At 44.5% G+C, this 21,851-nt stretch carries 24 protein-coding genes, 1 rRNA gene and 1 other annotated feature; all 25 genes read left to right on the top strand.

Features of this window, described 5'->3' with window-relative positions:
- The first annotated feature begins 53 nt into the window (after nucleotides 1–53).
- Nucleotides 54–932: a rod shape-determining protein MreC gene (mreC, locus tag L1028_RS20795; RefSeq protein ID WP_234539147.1), complete on the top strand. Its 879-nt coding sequence runs from the start codon at nucleotides 54–56 to the stop codon at nucleotides 930–932.
- The gene (gene mreD / locus L1028_RS20790) at nucleotides 932–1,462 is read left to right on the top strand and encodes a rod shape-determining protein MreD (protein WP_234539145.1); all 531 of its coding nucleotides are present in this window, start codon (nucleotides 932–934) and stop codon (nucleotides 1,460–1,462) included. Before mreC ends, mreD begins: the two co-directional genes overlap by 1 nt.
- Before the next feature lie 80 nt (nucleotides 1,463–1,542).
- On the top strand, nucleotides 1,543–2,202 hold the full coding sequence (gene minC / locus L1028_RS20785; RefSeq protein WP_042191171.1) for a septum site-determining protein MinC: 660 nt from the start codon (nucleotides 1,543–1,545) through the stop codon (nucleotides 2,200–2,202).
- A 5-nt stretch (nucleotides 2,203–2,207) separates the two neighbouring features.
- Complete coding sequence (gene minD, locus L1028_RS20780; RefSeq protein ID WP_042130573.1) at nucleotides 2,208–3,002, top strand: septum site-determining protein MinD; 795 nt, start codon at nucleotides 2,208–2,210, stop codon at nucleotides 3,000–3,002.
- A 177-nt stretch (nucleotides 3,003–3,179) separates the two neighbouring features.
- Complete coding sequence (locus L1028_RS20775; protein WP_234539144.1) at nucleotides 3,180–4,043, top strand: M23 family metallopeptidase; 864 nt, start codon at nucleotides 3,180–3,182, stop codon at nucleotides 4,041–4,043.
- Nucleotides 4,036–4,878: a M50 family metallopeptidase gene (locus L1028_RS20770; protein WP_234539142.1), complete on the top strand. Its 843-nt coding sequence runs from the start codon at nucleotides 4,036–4,038 to the stop codon at nucleotides 4,876–4,878. Before L1028_RS20775 ends, L1028_RS20770 begins: the two co-directional genes overlap by 8 nt.
- A 58-nt stretch (nucleotides 4,879–4,936) precedes the next feature.
- Nucleotides 4,937–6,178 (top strand): Rne/Rng family ribonuclease, encoded by a 1,242-nt coding sequence (locus L1028_RS20765; protein WP_234539229.1) that lies wholly within the window; start codon nucleotides 4,937–4,939, stop codon nucleotides 6,176–6,178.
- The gene (locus L1028_RS20760) at nucleotides 6,159–6,308 is read left to right on the top strand and encodes a hypothetical protein (RefSeq protein WP_234539139.1); all 150 of its coding nucleotides are present in this window, start codon (nucleotides 6,159–6,161) and stop codon (nucleotides 6,306–6,308) included. Before L1028_RS20765 ends, L1028_RS20760 begins: the two co-directional genes overlap by 20 nt.
- Nucleotides 6,241–6,326, top strand: a sequence feature (ribosomal protein L21 leader region). It overlaps the preceding gene by 68 nt.
- 14 nt (nucleotides 6,327–6,340) lie before the next feature.
- Entirely contained in the window at nucleotides 6,341–6,652 is a 312-nt protein-coding gene (gene rplU, locus L1028_RS20755) for a 50S ribosomal protein L21 (protein WP_060621873.1), read from the top strand.
- Nucleotides 6,653–6,664: 12 nt separating this feature from the next.
- Nucleotides 6,665–7,000 (top strand): ribosomal-processing cysteine protease Prp, encoded by a 336-nt coding sequence (locus L1028_RS20750; protein ID WP_234539137.1) that lies wholly within the window; start codon nucleotides 6,665–6,667, stop codon nucleotides 6,998–7,000.
- A gap of 17 nt (nucleotides 7,001–7,017) precedes the next feature.
- Nucleotides 7,018–7,329: a 50S ribosomal protein L27 gene (gene rpmA / locus L1028_RS20745; protein ID WP_042130564.1), complete on the top strand. Its 312-nt coding sequence runs from the start codon at nucleotides 7,018–7,020 to the stop codon at nucleotides 7,327–7,329.
- 283 nt (nucleotides 7,330–7,612) lie between these two features.
- Nucleotides 7,613–8,353: a Spo0B domain-containing protein gene (locus L1028_RS20740; protein WP_234539135.1), complete on the top strand. Its 741-nt coding sequence runs from the start codon at nucleotides 7,613–7,615 to the stop codon at nucleotides 8,351–8,353.
- 15 nt (nucleotides 8,354–8,368) lie between these two features.
- On the top strand, nucleotides 8,369–9,679 hold the full coding sequence (gene obgE, locus L1028_RS20735) for a GTPase ObgE (RefSeq protein WP_234539133.1): 1,311 nt from the start codon (nucleotides 8,369–8,371) through the stop codon (nucleotides 9,677–9,679).
- Nucleotides 9,680–9,878: 199 nt separating this feature from the next.
- Entirely contained in the window at nucleotides 9,879–11,198 is a 1,320-nt protein-coding gene (locus L1028_RS20730; protein ID WP_234539130.1) for an SPFH domain-containing protein, read from the top strand.
- An 11-nt stretch (nucleotides 11,199–11,209) separates the two neighbouring features.
- Nucleotides 11,210–11,956 carry a hypothetical protein gene (locus L1028_RS20725; protein WP_234539128.1) on the top strand — a complete coding sequence of 249 codons (747 nt, stop codon included), beginning with the start codon at nucleotides 11,210–11,212 and terminating at the stop codon, nucleotides 11,954–11,956.
- A gap of 14 nt (nucleotides 11,957–11,970) precedes the next feature.
- Complete coding sequence (locus tag L1028_RS20720) at nucleotides 11,971–12,741, top strand: helix-turn-helix domain-containing protein (protein ID WP_234539097.1); 771 nt, start codon at nucleotides 11,971–11,973, stop codon at nucleotides 12,739–12,741.
- A gap of 54 nt (nucleotides 12,742–12,795) precedes the next feature.
- Nucleotides 12,796–13,023 carry a hypothetical protein gene (locus tag L1028_RS20715; RefSeq protein ID WP_234539087.1) on the top strand — a complete coding sequence of 76 codons (228 nt, stop codon included), beginning with the start codon at nucleotides 12,796–12,798 and terminating at the stop codon, nucleotides 13,021–13,023.
- The gene (locus tag L1028_RS20710; RefSeq protein ID WP_234539085.1) at nucleotides 13,008–14,156 is read left to right on the top strand and encodes a zinc ribbon domain-containing protein; all 1,149 of its coding nucleotides are present in this window, start codon (nucleotides 13,008–13,010) and stop codon (nucleotides 14,154–14,156) included. The genes L1028_RS20715 and L1028_RS20710 overlap by 16 nt, the downstream gene beginning before the upstream one ends.
- A 158-nt stretch (nucleotides 14,157–14,314) precedes the next feature.
- Nucleotides 14,315–14,752 (top strand): ACT domain-containing protein, encoded by a 438-nt coding sequence (locus L1028_RS20705; protein WP_234539075.1) that lies wholly within the window; start codon nucleotides 14,315–14,317, stop codon nucleotides 14,750–14,752.
- A gap of 36 nt (nucleotides 14,753–14,788) precedes the next feature.
- The gene (locus L1028_RS20700) at nucleotides 14,789–16,075 is read left to right on the top strand and encodes a homoserine dehydrogenase (protein ID WP_234539073.1); all 1,287 of its coding nucleotides are present in this window, start codon (nucleotides 14,789–14,791) and stop codon (nucleotides 16,073–16,075) included.
- Between the two features lie 57 nt (nucleotides 16,076–16,132).
- On the top strand, nucleotides 16,133–17,113 hold the full coding sequence (gene thrB / locus L1028_RS20695) for a homoserine kinase (RefSeq protein WP_234539072.1): 981 nt from the start codon (nucleotides 16,133–16,135) through the stop codon (nucleotides 17,111–17,113).
- A complete protein-coding gene (pheA, locus tag L1028_RS20690; protein WP_234539070.1) occupies nucleotides 17,110–17,997 on the top strand; it encodes a prephenate dehydratase in 888 nt (295 codons plus the stop codon). The genes thrB and pheA overlap by 4 nt, the downstream gene beginning before the upstream one ends.
- 4 nt (nucleotides 17,998–18,001) lie before the next feature.
- Entirely contained in the window at nucleotides 18,002–18,883 is an 882-nt protein-coding gene (gene ilvE / locus L1028_RS20685) for a branched-chain-amino-acid transaminase (RefSeq protein ID WP_234539068.1), read from the top strand.
- A gap of 324 nt (nucleotides 18,884–19,207) precedes the next feature.
- The gene (locus L1028_RS20680; protein ID WP_234539066.1) at nucleotides 19,208–21,040 is read left to right on the top strand and encodes a LysM peptidoglycan-binding domain-containing protein; all 1,833 of its coding nucleotides are present in this window, start codon (nucleotides 19,208–19,210) and stop codon (nucleotides 21,038–21,040) included.
- 485 nt (nucleotides 21,041–21,525) lie between these two features.
- Nucleotides 21,526–21,851 (top strand): 16S ribosomal RNA (locus tag L1028_RS20675); the annotation flags it as partial.

The raw sequence follows: 21,851 nt of genomic DNA, 5'->3' as shown, positions 1-21,851 counted from the left end.
TTGCCACTTGTGTACGTCAACCCCTGTTATGGGAGAAATACTGTTGTTAGAGGGTGTTGAAACTGTTTAAACTCTTAAGCAATAAACGTCTGTTTATTCTGTTGATTACACTGGTGCTGTTCATTGTGGTGATGGGCTTCAGCTTGGCATCAAGGAGTTCCTTGTCCTGGCCGGAGAACTTTCTTAGAGATACTACTGGTTTCGTGCAAAAAATGTTCTACAAGCCCGCTGGATATGTAGCGGGCTTGTTTGAAGATATCGGAAATCTGAAAGATCTTTCTAAGGAAAATGAGCAGCTGAAGATTCTAGCCGCCCAATATGCACGTGATAAAGCCCAGTATAATTTCATCAAGGCACGGAATGACGAGTTGGAGAAAAATTGGAATTTCACTGAGGAACAGAAGAAATTGTATAAATATGAATATCATATTGCGCAGGTAATTAGTCAAACTACAGAACCAAGCAACAGTACGATTGTAATCGATTTAGGCGCCAAAGATGGCGTTAGACCGAATATGTCCGTGATTTCTGTTGATGGTTTGGTGGGCGTTATTAGTCAAGTCAGTAATTTCACTTCTACTGTGAAGCTGATGACCATGATGGATACAAATGACCCTAATTCTCAGCCGCCAATTGCGGCAACCGCTATTACCAAAGAGGGCAAAACCTTTGGTATGATTGAAAGCTATGATCCGAAGACAAACAAGTTATTGATGAACAAGATCCCACCAGGTGATCCTATTGCACCAAAGGATGTTATCGTTTCATCCGGTATTGGGGGATTGTATCCGCGAGGATTGACCATCGGTACCGTTGAAAGTGTTGAGGTTGGTGAATTTGGATTAACCTCCACAGCAGTGATTAAGCCTTCAGCAGAATTTCAAGACTGGAAGCAGCTGATTGTTGTTTTTACGGAGGAGCGTGCTGAATAGTGAATATGCGCAGATCTGTTCTTGTTCTGTTACTGTTCCTCTTGTTTATTCTGGAGGGAACCATTCTGCCTTGGCTGATTCCAGATGTTTGGCAGATGCGAATTATTCCGAATCTAGTGTTCGTTGTACTATTGTTTGTGGCTGTATATCATCATCGTCATACAGCGCTTATACTGGGTCTAACTTTTGGAATATTACATGATGTCGTTTTCTATGGCAGAATTCTAGGAGCACATTCTTTTGCGATGGGTCTGTCGGCTTATTTAATCGGCCTTCTGTTTCAGATTCCGCGTGCTCCACTGCCTCTTATGATGACTGTGATTCTGCTCGGAAGCTTGCTAGAGGATAGTGTGTTATTTGGTATTTATAGTGTATTCAATCTCAATCAGGAGCCTTATAGCTGGGCGATTTTGAATCATATGCTGCCAACGATGCTCTTTCATTTTGCTGTTGCTTTGATCCTCTACATACCGTTACGACGCCAGCTTGAGCTGATCAAGAAAGAGAAGAGTACGGAAGAAGCGGCATAAAGAAGCTTCTATTTTCTTTCTTTATAAAGCAGGAATTTAAGGGGCCCGGCACGAATGAATGAGGATAGGGGGCCAGGCATATGACAGTAAAATCCAAGCATGTAAGGATTAAGGGCATCAAGGATGGCCTGATATTCCTGCTAGACGACAAGTGTCCCTTCGAAGATCTTCTGAGCGAGCTTCGCTATAAGCTGGAGCACAGCCATCAAAATATTTTGACTGGACCGATTGTCCATGTAGATATTAAGCTGGGCAATCGTCCCGTAACTGAGGAAGATAAGGAAGCTGTGCTGGAGATTCTGAAGGGACAGGGAAATCTACTGATTCGTTCCATAGAGGCGCTTCCAGTGCCCGGCAGTGAGGATAATGATGCTTTGTTTCTAATGAGCGGGATTCTTCGTTCCGGTCAGGTGCTGCACCATGATGGAAATCTTTTATATCTGGGAGATGTGAACCCAGGAGGAACCATTACCTGTTCAGGCGATATCTATATTCTAGGATCACTTAGAGGTATGGCGCATGCTGGAGTAGATGGAAATGAAGAGGCGATTATCGCTGCTTCATTAATGTCTCCAACACAACTGCGAATTGCTGATATTATCAGTCGTCCTCCCGATGAGTGGGAAACCCGAGAAAGCAGTATGGAGTTTGCATATTTAACGAACGGAGCTATGCAAATCGATAAAATTCATAATTTAGTCAAAGTACGTCAGGATTTAAATGTGTTTAAAGGGGTGTAGCCTCCATGGGAGAAGCGATAGTCGTAACCTCGGGCAAAGGCGGAGTTGGCAAAACAACCACAACAGCCAATATTGGAACCGCACTTGCACTGCAGGGTAAAAAAGTATGTCTCGTCGATACCGACATTGGACTGCGTAATCTGGATGTAGTAATGGGGCTTGAGAATCGTATTATTTATGATCTTGTGGATGTAGCGGAGGGTCGTTGTCGCCTAAATCAAGCACTCGTTAAAGACAAACGCTTTGATGAGTTGTATATGTTGCCTGCAGCTCAAACGAAGGATAAAACGTCCGTCACTCCTGAACAAGTAAAAGATATCATTCTCGAACTGAAGAAGGAATACGAATATATTTTGATTGATTGTCCGGCAGGGATTGAACATGGCTTCCGCAATGCGATTGCCGGTGCGGATAAAGCGATCGTGGTTACCACACCAGAGCATGCTGCTGTGCGGGATGCGGATCGTATTATCGGACTGCTTGAACAGTCACATGTGGAATCGCCAAAGCTGGTGGTAAATCGTATTCGCCCAGGTCTTGTAAAGTCTGGGGATATGCTTGATATTGAGGATATTTTACAGGTGTTGAATATTGATCTTATCGGAATTGTTCCGGATGATGAACTGGTCATTAAGGCCGCAAATAGTGGAGAGCCTACAGTTATGAATCCCGATTCGTCAGCAGCTATTGCCTACCGCAATATTGCACGTCGAATTTTAGGTGATGCTGTGCCGCTAATGCAGCTTGATCGGAAACCGGGAGCATTTAAGAAGTTCAAGAAATTTTTCGGTATGGCTTAATTCTGCACGAAGCAATCTTACTATAGAAGCATTAACGGTCCCACCACTAGAGAAATCTATGGGTGGGATTTATTTATTTAGTGGCATTTAAGTGCTCCACCTTGGGCGGGCTTGTTCTAAAGAGACTTCCGTGCTTCATAAAATGGAAGTAAAACAAGCCCGTCCGGAGGGATAAACATGGATCTCAAATCAGATATCAAGAATCGCCGCAAGGAGCGTATTCGTAGTTTGCTGGAGGAAATCCCAAATATAGAAACAGCAGAGGTGCCTCCGTTATTCGTTATGCCTGAAAAGAGTACGAGCTTCAAGGAGTGGGGTACGGGGTTTAAGAAGAATGAGGAGCAATCATCTATAGAGCCTGATCCGGAAGTGATGTGGAAAGAGAGACGGGGGGGCTGGGAGGAACCAGGAGGAGGAGGTTCTAAATTTTCTTCTGGTTTTATTCGACGGGTTATAGCCAGTGTGCTTGTGTTTGGAGCGGTGTGGGGAGTTTTTGCAGTTCACCAGCAATGGTCCTATAAAGTCCAAGCCTTTATTAGTGATGCTTTGAGTAATGACATGGATTTCACAGCAGTGCGGGTCTGGTATGAGGAGAATTTTAACGGTGCACCGGCGTTCATACCGATATTCGGTGACAAAGACGAACCTGCTCAAAAGGCAGCAGCTCAACATGAGCTTAGTGCTCCGGTAGCTGGAAGCATTGTAGAGCCCTTTGCTTCCACGCTAAAAGGTGTAGAAATTATGCCTCAAATCGATTCAACCTTAAATGTGACGGTGAAGAGTATAGACATGGGGCGCGTTCTTTCCATCTCCAAAGAATTGGACGGTGGCATTCGAATTGCGGTTCAACATTCTGGAGGAATCACAGCAGAATACGGACATTTAAATGGCACTAAACTGGAGATTGATGACTGGATTCAGGGTGGAGATGAACTCGGGTGGATGCTGGAGAAAGAGGGCTCCTCAGCTCCAACGCTATTTTTTGCAGTGATGAAAGACAAGACTTATATTGATCCTACAGAAGTGATATCGTTTGATTAGGATCTTAGGGATTGATCTGTCACTACATCCATTGTTCGTAATCATTATGTTGTTCTCTGTACTCACAGGACAATTTCTGGAGCTTATTACTTTATTTACGATCGTTCTCATTCATGAAATAGGACATGTGGTGGCTGCCCTTTTAGTTGGTGTTACAGTCAAATCAGTTCAGCTTCTTCCGTTTGGCGGAGTTGCGGTTATTGAGGATCATGGGCGGCTCACCGCTAGTCGTGAGATTGGCATTGCACTTGCCGGTCCGCTGCAAAATGGAATCATGATTGTTATGGCTCTTGGGCTTCAGCAAGCAGGTTATGGTAATCAGGAATTTTTAATCTATTTTATAAATGCCAATGCCATTATTGCGCTCTTTAATCTCTTGCCTGTTCTGCCACTTGACGGAGGCAAAGTACTACAGGCTACAGTTAGTTTATTTCTTCCTTATTACTATACTTTGCTATGGAGCGGACGAGTGAGTGTTGCTGCAAGCATTTTTGTGATTGTTTATGCGCTATTGCCTCTTGGATCAGGTGGAGGCTTGAGGCTGAATATGGTTATGATCGGTGCTTTTTTATTGTATTCAAATCTCACGGATCATCGGAATTTACCGTACCGATTCGTTGCGTTTTTGATGAATAGGGAGGCAGTTTATGAGTATCATTTGCGGACAGGAAGTGTGGCTCGTCCAATTGTTGCCTTATCTGCGAAACCTTTGGATGCTATATTGCGTCTATTTAAACGTAATCAATATCATTTTATCTATGTATTAAACGGCGAAGGAAATGTTGTTGCTGTTGTGCCGGAACAGCGCTTAATATCAACCTACTTCGGAATGTAGTGTATTTATGCAGAGCGTGAGAAGGGATGAATGAATGAACGAAACCAGAGGTGAAGCCATGAAACAGATGATCGTTCACTGCACGCAGCACATTACCCGAATGGCTCTTCTGGAGAACGGAAGGCTTGTGGAGTACGCGGCTGAACGCGATCAGCAGCAAGGGCTGGTCGGAAGTTATTATAAAGGCCGTGTGATTAACGTACTTCCAGGTATGCAGGCTGCTTTTGTTGACATTGGACAGAAGAAGAATGCTTTTTTATATGTTGATGATGTATTGCACCCTCATTTGGATAGACAGCCGGATGTGAAGCCTTCTATTGAGACGCTTTTGCAGCCGGGTCAGGATATTGTTGTACAAGTAAGAAAAGAGCCTAGTGGCGGCAAAGGTGCCCGTGTAACGACCCATTATACATTGCCCGGTCGCTGGATGGTGTACATGCCCTTTGCCGATTATGTTGGGGTATCCAAAAAAATAAGTCGCGATGCAGAACGTAGCCGGCTCAAAGGAATTGGTGAACGTCTGCGAATGAAAGAAGAGGGGGTTATTATGCGGACCGTCTCTCAGGATGAGCCGCATGAAGCGGTGGAAGGTGATCTTTCATTTTTACGTGCGCAATGGGATAACATTACACGTCGGGCACAAACTGCAGAAGCCCCAGCTCTTTTGCATCGTGATCTTAGTATTGTTCAGCGCTTTATAAGAGATGCTTTTAATCCACAGCGTGATCAGTTGATTATAGATTCTCCAGCTGCAGTTAAAGAAGCCAAGGCATTTCTGGATGACATGGCACCTGATGGGTACAAGCCTGTAAGTTTGCATAATGGAACGGAGTCCATTTTTACAGCTTATGGGGTTCAGGAACAGCTGCACAAGAGCTTCAGCCGCAAGATCACGCTGGAGGGCGGAGCAACAATGATCTGGGATGAGACGGAGGCACTCACCGTTATTGACGTGAACACCGCGCAATACATTGGAGGAGCATCGCTTGAAGAGACGGTGACGAATACTAATTTGCTTGCAGCAGAGGAGATTGGTCGTCTGATCCGTTTACGAGATACTGGCGGAATCATTATTGTTGATTTTATTGATATGGAAGAAGATATACACCGTAAAATGGTTACCGAGCGGCTGGAGAAAGTGATCTGCAAGGATCGAACCAAAACTCATGTTCTCGGTTGGACAAGACTTGGACTCCTCGAGATGACCCGGAAGAAGGCTCGACATGATTCAGCCAGCTTCGCACCTATCCTTTGTCAGTGCTGTGGAGGGACAGGGAAAGTTGGAGAATGGATGGATTGAGTTGACGATAGGCGATAAGTATGATAATATCTTCAAGTATGTGTTTGATTTATTCGGTCCTGCACATGCTGTAACCGCTCCGATCGGGTACATAAGTGTAGTTCCCACGGGAATCTGCCACCTAGACTAGGCGAGTCTGAGACATGAGGAGGTGCAAGTAAAATGTATGCAATTATCGAAACTGGCGGTAAACAATACAAAGTCCAAGAGGGCGATGTTTTGTTCATTGAGAAGTTGGAAGCTGAAGACGGCGCAAGTGTAACTTTTGACCGTGTATTGGCTGTTTCTAACGAAGGTGGTCTGACTGCAGGAGCTCCGCTCGTAAGCGGCGCGTCTGTAACAGCTAAAGTCGAGAAACATGGTAAAGGCGCTAAGGTTGTAGTTTACAAATACAAACCTAAGAAGAACTACCACAAGAAACAAGGCCATCGTCAACCGTACACGAAAGTAACTATCGAGAAGATTCAAGCGTAAGAAGGTGCGTGAATGATTAACGTACGGATTACACGATCTTCGGATCTAGGGACTATCGTTGGCTTTGAGGTAAAAGGGCACGCGGGTTATGCAAAGCGTGGCGAAGATATCGTATGTGCCGGAGTATCGGCCGTAACGGTTGGAACCGTCAATTCGATTGAAACTTTGACCGGAATCTCTATGGATACGTCCATGAAGAACGGATTCCTAAGTGGAACATTAAGTTCCATTGATGATTTCGATACTTCCGCGAAAGTACAATTGCTGCTTGAATCCATGGTCGTGATGCTAAATGATATCGCAGAATCATACGGAAAGTATATTCAAATAGAGCAAGTAAATATTTAAAGAAGGAGGTTGACAACATGTTGAAATTGAATCTTCAATTGTTCGCATCGAAAAAAGGTGTAGGTTCCACAAAAAACGGACGGGATTCCCATTCCAAACGTCTTGGCGTGAAACGTGCTGACGGTCAAGCAGTAACCGGCGGTAACATCTTGGTTCGTCAACGCGGAACAAAAATTCACCCAGGCACTAACGTAGGCATCGGTAAAGATGATACGTTGTTCGCATTGGTGGATGGCGTAGTGAAGTTCGAACGTTGGGGCCGTGATCGCAAAAAAGTGAGCGTATACCCAGTTGATGTCGCTCCGGTAGCAGCGGCACTGGAAGCGTAAGCTTACGGACCATATTTGCATGTAGAAGCCTCCGGCATGAGTGCCGGAGGCTTTTTTGTAGAATATTCAGAATCGTTTGTGGATACCTCTTTAAGCACTTTAGAAATGTATACCTTCAGAGTTTTAGGAAAGCATAAACATCCTTAGAATATATGTGAAATTCTTACGGTTATCTCTGGTGAACTACAGGGAACTGCTGTGTTATACTAGGAAATGGTAATTGCTGAGAATAATAATCTAAACGAAGTCATGAATTTTGCGAACTGAGGGACGGGGAGAAAGAATGAAATCCTGGAAATGTGCAATCTGGGCAGTCATGTTATCCGTAATGCTTCCTTTAGGACTCGTGTATTGGCATACCTCCCTTTTGACATGTCTGTTGCTTGGAATTTGGGTAGCGGTAACGGTTGCTTTCAGTTTGATTTGGAATCAGCGTCATTGGGAACGGGAACTGCGTATACAAGAGAACACTCTGCAACAGGCGGCGATTCGGACACTGAATCATCATCGACATGATTGGATGAATGATTTGCAGATTCTTTACGGATATATTCAGCTTGGAAAGCCTGATAAATCTGTGGAGTGTGTGGAAAGAATAAAGGAACGCATAGCGCTTGATAGTCGTATCGCTAAGCTGGGCATTCCTTCATTGGTCTTCTATATCCAATCTTTCCGAACTTACCGGACAAGTCTGGAACTGGAAGTTCAAGTGGAGGAAGGATTGCAACTGGAGGACAAGCTAAACCGGGAAGCAGGAGATGAGCTGACTTCAGTGATTATGCAGACCGTACGGGCTTATCAATATAACGGACTGGCTCCCCAGGGGGAAACGCGCAAGCTGCGTCTTGGCTTTATTCAGGATGGAGGAGACATTCTTATCTCCTTCGAAGGTGAGGGAGAGCATGGCAATCCCGAGCAGCTCAAAGGGCAAATTTATAATATAGTACAAGGAAAAATCATGAAAGCGGAGCAGTTTAAGCCCAGTAAGGCTTATGTAGAGCTGCGTTTGCCGCTTGAAATGTGAGGAAGGTGAACATTAATGTTCGTAGATAAAGCTAAGATTTATGTTAAGGGCGGAGACGGCGGGGATGGTATCGTTGCGTTTCGTCGGGAAAAGTATGTACCGGATGGTGGTCCAGCAGGTGGTGACGGTGGCCGTGGTGGCGACGTTATCTTCCGCGTAGATGAGGGCTTGCGTACACTGATGGATTTCCGTTATCAGCGCCACTTTAAAGCGGACAAAGGGATTAAAGGACGTAACAGAAGTCAGCATGGGGCGAACGCTGATCATATGATCGTGCGGATTCCACCTGGAACCATGTTAATTGACGATGATACTCAAGAGATCATCGCCGATTTGACTCGTCATGGTCAGCAAGTTGTTGTTGCCCGTGGGGGTCGTGGGGGTCGTGGGAATGCTCGTTTTGCAACAGCAGCTAATAAGGCTCCAGAGCTAGCAGAGAACGGCGAAGAGGGTCAAGAACGGTATATTGTTATGGAACTTAAGGTTATGGCTGATGTGGGACTTGTAGGCTTCCCGAGTGTGGGCAAATCTACGCTACTGTCGGTCGTATCCGCAGCTCAACCAAAGATTGGTGCATACCATTTCACTACGATTACACCGAACTTAGGTGTAGTAGATGTTGGGGATGGACGAAGCTTTGTAATGGCGGATCTGCCAGGATTAATTGAGGGAGCTAGTGAAGGCATAGGGCTTGGTCATGAATTCCTACGTCACGTTGAACGTACACGGATCATTATTCACGTAGTGGATATGTCTGGTTCAGAGGGGCGTGATCCCTTCGAGGATTGGGTTCTCATTAATGACGAGCTGAAGCAATATAATGCGGCTCTAATTGATCGTCCTCAGATCGTGGCCGCGAATAAAATGGATATGCCAGAGTCAGAGGAGAATCTCATCGCTTTCCGAGAACGCGTAGCTGAGCTGCGTCCGGATCTTGAGATTATGCCGATCTCCTCGCTTACCCGTCAGGGTGTTCAGGAACTGTTATATCGTGCAACGGATATTCTTGATAGTATTCCGGTGGCACCGGTAGTTGAAGAAGTATCAGGAACAACTGAACGTAAGGTTTATAAGCTAGAAGCGGAAGATGATAACTCATTCACCATTACACGTGATAATGAAACATATGTGGTCAACAGCCCTCGTATCGAGAAAATGTTGAAACGTATGCAGCTTAGCACACATGATGCGATTCTAAAGCTCGCCCGGACTTTGCGACATATGGGTGTAGATGCAGAGCTTCGTAAACGTGGAGCTGTAGAGGGGACTATTGTCCGTATTGGTGAGTTCGAATTCGAGTTCGTAGAGAATAGTAGTTACTATTAATATTTAGCTGATTACAAAGCGCGACTTGTGTTCTCCTGTAAAGGAAGACACAAGTCGCGCGTTTTTTATTTCTTTTTTTCATGAAAAGAACCCAAAACACGATATATATCGTATACAATAAATATCGAAATACACAATTTCCCATCCGGGAACGCATACGTTATTCATATATCATAGATGATGAAAGAGGGAATAGCAGATGGCAATTATAGAAGTGGTGAAGTACGACGGTCCTCCGGGGATTTTCGCATGGAAATATCCAAACCAAGAGCTAGGGACATGGACACAGCTAATTGTTAATGAATCTCAGGAAGCGATCCTATTCAAGGGCGGACAAGCGCTTGATTCCTTTACGGCAGGGCGGCACACCCTGAGCACCGCCAATATTCCTGTTTTATCTAATATCGTTAATCTTCCTTTCGGTGGGAAGTCACCATTTACAGCAGAAGTATGGTACGTGAACAAGACCAATTCAATGAATGTTAAATGGGGGACAAGCGCACCTTTACAACTCCAGGATCCTAAATACAAAATTATGATTTCTGTTCGTTCCTTCGGACAGTTTGGTGTAAAGGTTGATAATCCGCGCAAATTTTTGTTGCAGCTTGTTGGAACGCTTCCTCAGTTTGATCACGATACGCTCGTGAATTATTTCCGCGGCTTGCTTATGTCGAATATAAATGAACTGATCTCATCCTACCTTGTACATAAGCAAATCAGTATACTGGAGATTAATGCCTATGTTGCAGAGATCTCAAAGCATATCCAGGGGCGGCTGGCATCAACTTTTCTGGATAATGGACTTGAGCTGAATAATTTCTATATTGATTCCATTAATATTCCTGATGATGATCCGGCAACAATTCGGTTAAAGGAAGCTTTAGCTAAAAAAGCAGAAATGGATATTATCGGCTTCAACTATCAGCAGGAGCGTGGCTTTAACACGATGGAAAAAGCAGCAGGTAATCCTGGTAATCTTGGAGTAGGCATGATGAACACCGGGATGGGGCTTGGACTTGGTATGGGATTCGCTGGACCGGCTATGGATATGGTGAATCGTATGACCCGAGGGATGAGTTTTGATTCAGGGACTACAGTTGTTCGCCAAGAGCGCTCCTGTTCGAAGTGTGGGGTTATGAATTCTGTTGAGGGAAGGTTCTGTAGTGGCTGTGGGCATGCTCTGGAGAGCATTCAGCAAAGCACACCGTCCGGAAACAAAATCAATTGTTTGGAATGTGGACATGAATTGAAAGCAGGAGCCAAGTTCTGTCCTGGCTGTGGCAATCCTTATCGTGCTTGTCCAACCTGTGGAGCAGATAATCCTGAGGGTGCATCTTCCTGTGTCTCTTGTGGAAAAGAAATGCCTAAAGCCTGTGGTAAATGTGGAGAAATGGTATCACCAGGGGTGAAATTCTGTCCTCACTGTGGAGATAACTTGGTTATTAAATGCGGAGGTTGTGGGCATGAGCTGAAGCCTGGACAAAAATTTTGTGCAGAGTGTGGAACAAAAGCAGGCTGAAGGAGGACGTTATGAACAAGGGCAAAAGCTATATTCGTATCATCACCATTATTTATGTGGCTGCTATAATACTAACGGTGTTCTCCTTTATAGGGTTAGGCTTCTCTGAATCACTGTTTCGATTCGTGACTTCGCTAGTTGCTGTTCTGCTGGCGGAAAGTGTGGTGTATGGCTATTGTATTTTTTGGCTCCGTACTGCAGGTAGTGTGCAGCGGACCTCACCCGTTCTTCTCAGCGGTGCATTCATCACGGGGATTTATGCGGCTGGAGTATTCGTATCGGCTATTGTCTTCGATTGGCTACTGGAGTTGTCCCCTCTGTGGTATGCTGCCGTTCAACTGCTGATTCTTTTGATTGGTGGAATCACACTGGCTGTGATCGGGATTTATGGATGGAATGCCGGAACAGAAGAACAGCAAATGCGGAGGTCCTTGCAAGCTTTTCGGCAGCATCAGAGTGAAATAAACGAGATCAGTGCGCTGGCAAGCAGCTGGAAGAATCCCGAATCTGAACAGCTTGTAAAGGTGCTCAATAAGTTACGAGATCAATTCAAGTTCAGTGATCCTGTATCAGATCCATCTTTATATGCTACTGAGGATATCATGCATCAGCAGATCTCCCTGTTGCATGATCATGTGAAGCTTCTACTCATGACAAATGAGCCACATGGGAACTGGCAAGCTGAAATCAACGAAATGGCCGACAGTATTAAAGCTACACTAGAGCGGCGAAATCGGGAATTAGCGGCACTTAAATAGGAGGAAATAACTACATGAACAGATTGAACATACAAGAGCCGTCACCGACCCCAGCGGGGAGTGCAGCGGTTCCTCTGATTAAATTAGATCGGACTGGGTTTGATTATGTCATTCTTGCGGCAGCTTATCTATTCACACCCATTGGACTCGTTCTTGCATTGTTACGTTTGATTCTAACTCATTATAAAAATCATCGGAGACCCACCAATCTAAATCTGATTATGCATGTATTTATCGGAGGATTTGTTGAACTCTCTATTGCAATGTTTGTGGATACCATGAGTGGAAACACTGGAACTTCCGAATTATTAACAATCCAGATTTTCCTTGCAGTCATATTTTTGATTCCGGCTTTTATTCTTGCGAGTGTGACAGCAAAAGCTAAATATACACTTTCTAAGCTTAACACTTCTTATATAGAACTGATTCAAAATAAAAATATCCGATATGTCGGCAGTATATCTGAACGGATAGGCCAAAGCGAAAGCGATGTACGGAGAGATGTCCAGTATCTAAAGAATAAAGGATTACTGGATATTGATATTGTACTTTCCGAGGGGCGCCAGACGCCAGATCCATCCATGGCAGCACCTAATCTTGTTCATTCTGGAAGGACATCAGGCTTCGGAGCTCAAGCCTCGGGACAGCAGATTCATACTCAACCTCAGTCCTCACCTCAGCTACCTAAGTCTATTCGTTGTCCAGGATGCGGAGCACAGAACACGGTTCAGCCTAGTCAGTCAAAGAGCTGTGATTATTGTGGAACAATGATATCGTACAGTTAATGCCAAGGTTCTCCCTGAGCATTGTAGATATAACTTAACTAGGGGAGATATAAGATGAGTAAATTGGATATACGAAGGCAGCCACCAACAACAGGCAAACCGATATATAAGCATGAGTATGAGAGGACGGCGTTTGATTATACGACTATTGTGTTTGCGTATGTATTTGCTCCGGTTGGCTTTATATTGGCTGCCATTCGGTTATTATCACACATTCCAAGAGACAGCGCAAAGCAAGCAATATTAACCTGTTTTATCATGCGTGTATGGGTGCCTTTGTAGAATTGGCGATCTATTTCATTATTAGCAAGCTACTCGGTCAAATCGATTATGTCGCACTCTTGATCAGGCTGGTGATTATCTACGCATTGTTTAGGATTCCTGCCATCAAATTGTCGGTTAGGGCCGTAGGATGGAGAGAGGGATTCACCTATCTTTGCAATGACTATATCGCATTGGTTCTTGTGGACGGCATAAGGCATATCGGCAGCCTATCCGATATTCGCGGATTCAGTGAAGAGAACGTCCGCGAGGTTTTGGAATATTTAAAAGATCAGGGAGTACTTTCTCCAGATATTGTTTATTATGAAGGACGTGTAGACAATCCATTTGTAAAATTGCCGCCGAAGCTTATTTATTCCAAACGGACACAAGCACTGGTGCGTGCGCCTGAGAATAACCTTCGCTACCGTAACAAGCGAGACTGGACAGTGTTTGATCGAATCATCATGGCGATTGCCTATTTATTTGCTCCGCTTGGGTTTGTACTTGCGATGCTTCGTTTTGTAAGCACTCATTATAAGAATGAGCGGAAATCATTTAACTACAAATTGCTCTATCATGTATGTATGGGAGCTTTTATGGAACTTGCCGTCCTCTTCGCCGTGGGGACCTACAAAGGGGATTTTAAGTGGTTCACTTTATTGATCATTCTGGTGGTCCTCTACTTGATCTTTATAATTCCGGCGGACAGCTTTGCAGGGAGGGCTACCTTCGCAACAGAAAACTTTGATTTTCTGTGCAAGAAGTATCTCATGCTGATCATAGTGGATGATGTTAGGCATATTGGTAATTTAGCTGATATCACGAAACAAAGTGAAGATGATGTACGTAGAGACCTACGGTATTTGGTGAGATGGGGGTTACTTGCTTCTGATCTTGTCTATTATGAAGGACGTGTTAAGCTCTTAGATAAACAACCGCCCAATCTTGTGCATCCTGACCGGGCACAGCCCTCCCCGGCATCAGAAAACCAGCCATCATCTGGGCGGCAGTCATTACCGGAGAATAGGCCTAAGCCACCTGTCCAACTGCCGAAATCCATCGTTTGTCCGAGTTGCGGTGCTAAGAGTAGAGTACTTCCGGGTCAGGACAAGATCTGTGACTATTGCGGGACGACGATTCCATACAGTTAGTCTACATACGATTGCTTACTGCCCCCGGGAATCCGGGGGTTTTGCTGCACCTTATTCCCCGACCTCAGAGTATACATATAAAGTTATTGCATTTTATAAGCTTTTTCCGATATAATGTCCACTAAGAAAACACAAAAGTCTTTGAGGTGAGGACGTTCGTGAAAGAACGCTATTATTTGGTCCGTGAGGACATATTACCTGATGCCGTACTTAAGACTATGCAGGTCAAACAATTGCTTGAGGCCGGGGATGCGAAGACCGTACATGAAGGTGTAGAACAGGTAGGATTAAGCCGAAGTGCTTTTTATAAATACAAGGATGGCATTCACCTGATCCATCAGCTTGAACGTGAGCGGATTGTTACGATCTCTATGGATTTGGAACATGAATCTGGGATGCTCTCTAAGGTTCTAGGATCTGTGGCGGGGCATGGGGCTAACGTGCTGACGATTCACCAGAGTATCCCGCTACAAGGACGTGCGAATGTGGTGATCTCCGTGGAAATCTCACATTTGAATGAGGAGCTCGGAGAGATGCTTGATAGTCTAAAGGCTATTCCGGGAGTGAAGCGCGCCCTAATCGTTGGACAGGGATAGAGAAATTATATACGTAAAACTTTTAGGAGGATACAGATGAAGCCGGTTAAAGTGGGATTGCTGGGTCTGGGAACAGTTGGTACAGGTGTTGTTCGTATCGTGGAAGGAAATCAGGAGGATTTGAGCAGTCAAGTAGGCTCTCCAATACTCATTGAGCGCATAGCGGTGAATAATTCCAATAAGCCACGTGATATTGAGGTCGATCCTGCCAAAATAACAACAGATCCATGGGATGTTATTCGTGATCCTGAGATTGATGTAATCGTTGAAGTGATGGGTGGTATCGATGGGACAAAGGAATATATTCTTGAAGCTTTGGACCGCGGTAAGCATGTCGTAACTGCCAACAAGGATTTGATGGCGCTGCACGGCTCAGAGATTCTGGCTAAGGCGCAAGAGAAGCAATGTGATGTCTTTTATGAGGCTAGTGTTGCAGGTGGTATTCCGATTATTCGGACCCTTATCGAAGGCTTTTCTTCAGATAAGATCATGAAGATTATAGGTATTGTGAATGGAACAACTAATTACATACTAACCAAAATGAGCCAAGAAGGCGCATCCTACAATGATGTGCTAAAAGAAGCACAGGATCTAGGATATGCAGAGGCTGACCCAACCTCCGATGTGGAAGGTTTGGATGCTGCCCGCAAAATGGCGATTCTCGGAACCTTAGGCTTCCGTACTAACGTGGAGCTACATGATGTCAGTGTGAGCGGGATTTCAGAAGTGAGTAAAGCCGATATTGCTTTTGCAAAGCGTCTCGGATATGAAATCAAGCTGCTGGGTATCGCTGAACGTGAGGATGAGGAATTCAGTATCAGTGTTCAACCGACTTTGATTCGAACAAGTCATCCGCTTGCATCCGTAAATGGTGTCTTCAATGCAGTTTATGTATACGGTGAAGCAGTAGGAGAGACGATGTTCTATGGTGCGGGCGCGGGTGCAATGCCAACAGCGACTTCGATAGTAGCTGACTTGGTAGCCATTATTAAGAACCTCAAGCTGGGTGTTAATGGATTGAAGCAAAAAGTACCTTATAAGCAGAAGAAGCTGAAGAGTGATGAGAATATCTTTTATAAAAACTTCCTACTGTTGCACGTTGATGATAAGGCGGGCGTATTGGCCAAGATTACTCAGGTGTTTGCCGAGTATGACGTGAGTCTTGATTCGGTAGTTCAGCAAGCCAATCCCAATAATCCTGACGCAGAGATTATTATTGTTACCCATAATGCTAGCAAAGCAAGTATGAACAAAGTGATACGTCACTTTAATGAACTGAAAGTCATCCACCGGATCAAGAGCCATTATCGTGTGGAAGGTTAGAACTGTAGCTAGAGAATACTTTCTATTCAAACAATGAGTAAGGAGATTGCACCTGTTATGAGTACTTATGGAGTAGCAAGGGTTAAAGTACCTGCTAGTACTGCCAATCTTGGTCCGGGCTTCGATACTCTTGGCATGGCTTTGCCGTTATATGCCTGGATTGAGATGGAGGAAGCAGAGGAGACTGTTTTTCATCTATATGGTGACGAGATGAAGGGAGTGGCTCGGGATAAGAGTAATTTACTCTATCAGGTCGCTCAAATGGTGTTTGCGGAAGCAGGCGTTACGGTGCCTGAAATATCTATTTCGATGTACTCTGAGATTCCGCTTACGCGTGGGCTCGGCAGCAGTGCCTCAGCCATCATTGGGGGCATGGTCGCAGCTAATACGATGATCGGCTCACCGCTCGATGATGCTAAGCTGTTTGATATGGCTACCCAGCTTGAGAAGCATCCTGATAATGTAGGAGCTTCCTTGTTTGGTGGCATCATTACCGCAGTGTGGGATGGTGATCATGCGGATTACGTTCGCCTTGAACCACCACAAGACCTTGAGGTTCTCGTGGTTATTCCTGAATTCGAGCTGGAAACCACAAAAGCACGGGGGGTGCTTCCAACAGAAATCTCAGTTAGTGATGCTGTGTACAACATCAGCAGAACCTCTTTAATGACCGCCTCGTTTGCTTCAGGTCGGCTTGATCTGATCAGTAGAGCGATGCAGGACCGTCTGCATCAGCCCTATCGTGCAGCACTTATTCCAGGCATGGAGAAGCTGCTCGCGGAAGCGCCTAAACATGGTGCTTTAGGAATCGCACTTAGCGGTGCCGGTCCTACCTTACTGTGTTTAGTTGATCGCCATGAGTCTCGTAAGCGAGAGCTTGAGGCTTTTTTGATAAATACGATGCAAGAACACGGCATCTCTGCTCAGACTTGCTGGCTGATGCCTTGCACTTCAGGTGTTACATCAGAGCTGCTTGAAAGAAACGAGATGCAAAACGTATCATTTTTGGATATGATAAAAGGAGAAGTACGGTCATGAAATCAATAGCGGTATTGCCGCAGGGTTCGGTATCTCACGAAGCGCTGCTGCATTTGTTTAACGGCGAGCCTGTGAAAATTGTGCATCACAAACTAATTTCCGATGTCTTTCTCTCTACGGCTGGTGGCACCACTGATTACAGCGTTATCCCGATTGAGAATACTATTGAAGGCTCAGTTAGTCTCCATATTGATTGGCTCATTAATGAAGTCGATCTTCCTATGCAGGCTGAATGGATCTTTCCATCGATACAGAATCTCATCGGTCACCCGCTGGAATTCAGAGATACGAACGGCAATAAGGATTTCAATAAAATGAAAAAAATCCTTTCGCATCCTGTTGCAATGGCACAATGCATGCAATTTGTTCGGAAGTATGCACCTTGGGCAGAACTGGAGTCGGTCGGAAGCACCTCTGAAGCTGTTGAAATCGTTAAGAACAATCCTGGAAAGGGCTGGGCTGCAATTGGTACTACTCTTGGCGCAGCAACTCATGGGCTGGAGATTGTTGATCGGAAAGTTACAGATCACAACAACAACTACACGCGATTTGTCCTTGTTGGTCCGCAGAAGGTAGATCTTCCACGGAGCAGTAATGGTGTAAAGACGAGTGTCCTAGTTACGCTGCCGGAGGATTTTCCAGGTGCTTTGCATCAGGTCCTCGCTGCCTTTTCTTGGCGGAAGCTGAATTTATCGCGTATTGAATCACGACCAACGAAAAAGAAGTTGGGTACTTATTATTTTTATATTGATGTGCTGGAACCGATAGAATCAGTCCTGCTGCCAGGAGCGATTGAAGAGATTAGCGCTTTAGGCTGTCAGGTTCGGATTCTGGGCTCGTATCCCACATACACCTATGAGGAAGAGAAAGCGGAGGTGCAGTAAATTCATGGCTGAACAATGGATCTATCTGGATGGACAACACGTAACTAAGGAAAATGCAAAGGTATCCGTTTTTGATCACGGTTTTTTGTATGGAGACGGCATATTTGAAGGTATTCGTATCTATAAGGGCAATATTTTTAAATGTAAAGAGCATTTGGACAGACTATATGATTCGGCGAAGTCGATCATGCTGGACATTCCGCTCACTTATGACGAGATGCTGGAAGCAATGGCTGAAACGATTCGCCTTAATGACATGCGTAACGGTTATATTCGACTGATCGTATCCCGTGGTCCTGGTAACTTGGGTCTTGATCCACGCCGTTGCCCTAAAGCCAGCGTAATCATTATCGTTGAGCAACTGGCTATTTACCCAGAGCAAGCGTACATTAATGGGCTTCGTGCTGTTTCTGTATCCCAACGTCGTAATATTCCGGATGCACTGAATCCGAAGATTAAATCGCTTAACTATCTCAATAATATCCTGGTGAAAATTCAGTCCAATCTGGCAGAAGCCGATGAAGCAATCATGATGAATGCTCAAGGATATGTTACTGAGGGATCTGGCGATAATATTTTCATCATCAAAAATGGAGTGGTCTTCACTCCTCCTTGCTATTTGGGAGCGCTTGAAGGAATTACACGTCTGGCGATTATTGAGTTATGTGAGAAGTTGGGTATTAAGCTAAAAGAAGAACCATTCACTATGCATGATGTTTACATAGCGGACGAGGTATTCTTCACAGGTACTGCTGCTGAAGTTATTGCTGCGCGTGAAATTGACGGCCGAATCATTGGTGAAGGACAAGCGGGTCCAATCACTTTGAAATTGCTTGAAGAGTTCCGCAATGTTGTTGACAAAGATGGCTACAAGGTTTGGGAATAACAGTTAATCGTACAATTTGCTCTTTACATGCTAGTCGTGTAATGAGTATTGAATAGGCATTAAATATCCTTTCATGCATATGAAGAAGATGGCCGGAGGTCTCTGGTAAATCTTTTCATGTCTCATGAAAGGATTTTTTTTATTTCAGGGATGTCATTCGCCCATGGGCTGCATAAGATGTAGTAACGAAGGAGGCGGCTGTACCGCATATAACTTTGTAAGAGAGCAATGTTCCATCCAAAGGGTGTTTGCTTTCAAAGCCAGTTTTGCTGTGTAGCTGTAAGAAAGCAATACTCCACAAAACTTTTAGGAGGTTAATGCTACGTGAAAATACACATTGTCAAACAAGGCGATAGTCTGTATGCATTATCGCAAAAGTACGGAGTGCCGTTACAAAAAATTATTGAAGCTAATCCACAGATCAGTAATCCGAATGTGCTGGCACTTGGTGAAAAAGTAAAAATACCTACGGCTCCTGTATCCGTACCGGATAACAGTGAAGTTTACTACAAGCATACAGTCAAACAAGGAGATACCTTATGGAAATTATCTAAGGCGTGGGGAATCCCCTTAAAGGATATGGTTGAAGCAAACCCCCAGCTAAAGAATCCGAATGTATTGATGTTAGGGGAAGTAGTCAACATTCCTAAAAAGACATCAAACGCTTCACCTGTACAGCCAGGCTACATGCCTTCTAATGCTTCTGAGAAAACACAAGTTGGCGGGAAGGAATATACGGGTCCAAAAGAACAGCCAGTTGCTGAGGTAGTTCCTGCACCAAAACCTGAAATTAAACCAGAGGTCAAACCAGAAACTAAACCGGAAGCAAAAGCAGAAAATAAACCAGAAACTAAACCAGAAACTAAACCAGAAGCTAAAGCGGAAACTAAACCTGTACCTAAATCATCGCCAAATATCTCGCCTTTGTACAATTCAGCACCACACCCATCGATGAACATCGCCCCTATTAATATTCAAAATGCTGCACCTAATGCTGCGCCGAATATGCAGATGGAAGTTGCTCCTGTGCAAGAAATTGAAATGCAAAGCTTATTTGTTCAGATTACAGTTCCAAATCAAGAGCCTGTAACTCATCATGAGGCACCAAAAGCTGAGATGAAGCCAGTGGCTTGCAAAGAGGAAAAGGCAGATGCTTGTGACAATATGGGATATCCGGGCCTAGGAGGAAATCCTTATCTCTATGATTCTTATCAAAATAGCCCTAATATGAACGTGAGTTGGGCACCAAGTTATGTTCAACCGGCGTCATATGGACCTGAATGCATGTCACCATACTACTTTTCAGAAAATATGTATTCACCTAATATGAGTCCAGAACAATGGAATCCGAATGCTGCGCCTAATGTGAGTCCAGAACAATGGACTTCGAATGCTTGGGCAAATATGAGTCCGGAACAATGGAATCCGAACGCTGCGCCTAATGTGAGTCCAGAACAATGGACTTCGAATGCTTGGGGAAATATGAGTCCAGAACAATGGAATCCGAACGCTGCGTCTAACGTGAGTCCAGAACAATGGAATCCGAACGCTTGGCCTAATATGAGTCCAGAACAATGGAATCCAAACGCTGCACCTAACAATATGGAGGCTAATGTTTCAGGAATGAATCCGATGTATGGGATGTCATCGAACCTTCCTTGGCCAACTACTTGTGGGTGTGGGGGAATGCATGTTCAACCCTATTCATATGAAATGCCCGTATATAATACCTATCCTGCATATGGAAACCCAAATGTATTCTCTGCTTATGGAGCAGGAACACCTAATCAGGGAATAGTTCCAGCATCTCCTCTTGGAGCTTTTGGTGGGCCGATAATGTCGAGTATTCCGTCTAATCCGCAGTATCCTGGTATTGGTAATTATTCGCAGCATAATCGGGTTCCGGAAATCCAAGATCCTGAAACGTTTGTACAGGACACTCCCGAAGTTGCTAGAACAGTGAGTGAGGAATCTACCTCTGGCGCTTCTCTCAAGAGCAAGGGAACTGCAACGAAGGAAACGGCATCAAAAGCAAAGACCTCGAGTCAAAACAGCAGTAAGAAAAATAAAACAGTGTTTGTGAAGTCTCAACGTTCAAATGCTGGTGGTCGTACAGAGAGCTCTAAGAAACGCAGAAATCCGTGGATTTCTAATTAATGCAATTCTAAACTAACATCCAATTTCTATTTAACGTGCAGGCTCTGATTATTAGAATCTGCACGTTTTTTATGAGAAGATGCGAACGAGATGTAGGAATGAGCCGAAAGTACTTGTTTTTAGTTTTTTTAATTTAAGGGTTGTATTTAGAGTGGGTTATATGTTACATTATAAATCCAGTCGCAAAGAGGTGATATAAACTTTCGGTTGGCGAATGTTAATCCGAATGAAAAAAAAGACTTTGAAAAAAAAGTGTTGCAATTCATCGGAAAACATGATATATTATAAGAGTTGCTGCTGAGACATTAAATGGCGCCAACGAGAACTTGATCTTTGAAAACTGAACAACGAGTGAGTAGGAAATCACGAGAGTGAAATCCAAAACTGATGAGTTTCACAGCGTATTTTACGCTTTTGGAATTTCATCGTGAGAATGAAAATTCTCGTCAGATGTTTCAAAATGAGCAAATCGCTCTTTTCAATACTAATTGGAGAGTTTGATCCTGGCTCAGGACGAACGCTGGCGGCGTGCCTAATACATGCAAGTCGAGCGGAGTACTTTTGAAAGCTTGCTTTCAAAAGTACTTAGCGGCGGACGGGTGAGTAACACGTAGGCAACCTGCCCCTTAGGCTGGGATAACTACCGGAAACGGTAGCTAATACCGGATAATTTCTTTTTTCTCCTGAAGGAAGAATGAAAGACGGAGCAATCTGTCACTGAGGGATGGGCCTGCGGCGCATTAGCTAGTTGGTGGGGTAACGGCCCACCAAGGCGACGATGCGTAGCCGACCTGAGAGGGTGAACGGCCAC

It is taken from the genome of Paenibacillus pseudetheri (genome assembly GCF_924513355.1).
In the GTDB taxonomy this organism is placed as follows: Bacteria; Bacillota; Bacilli; order Paenibacillales; family Paenibacillaceae; genus Paenibacillus_AQ; species Paenibacillus_AQ pseudetheri.
Note: the sequence above shows the minus strand (reverse complement) of the source record. Positions and strands in the feature narration are given on the sequence as shown.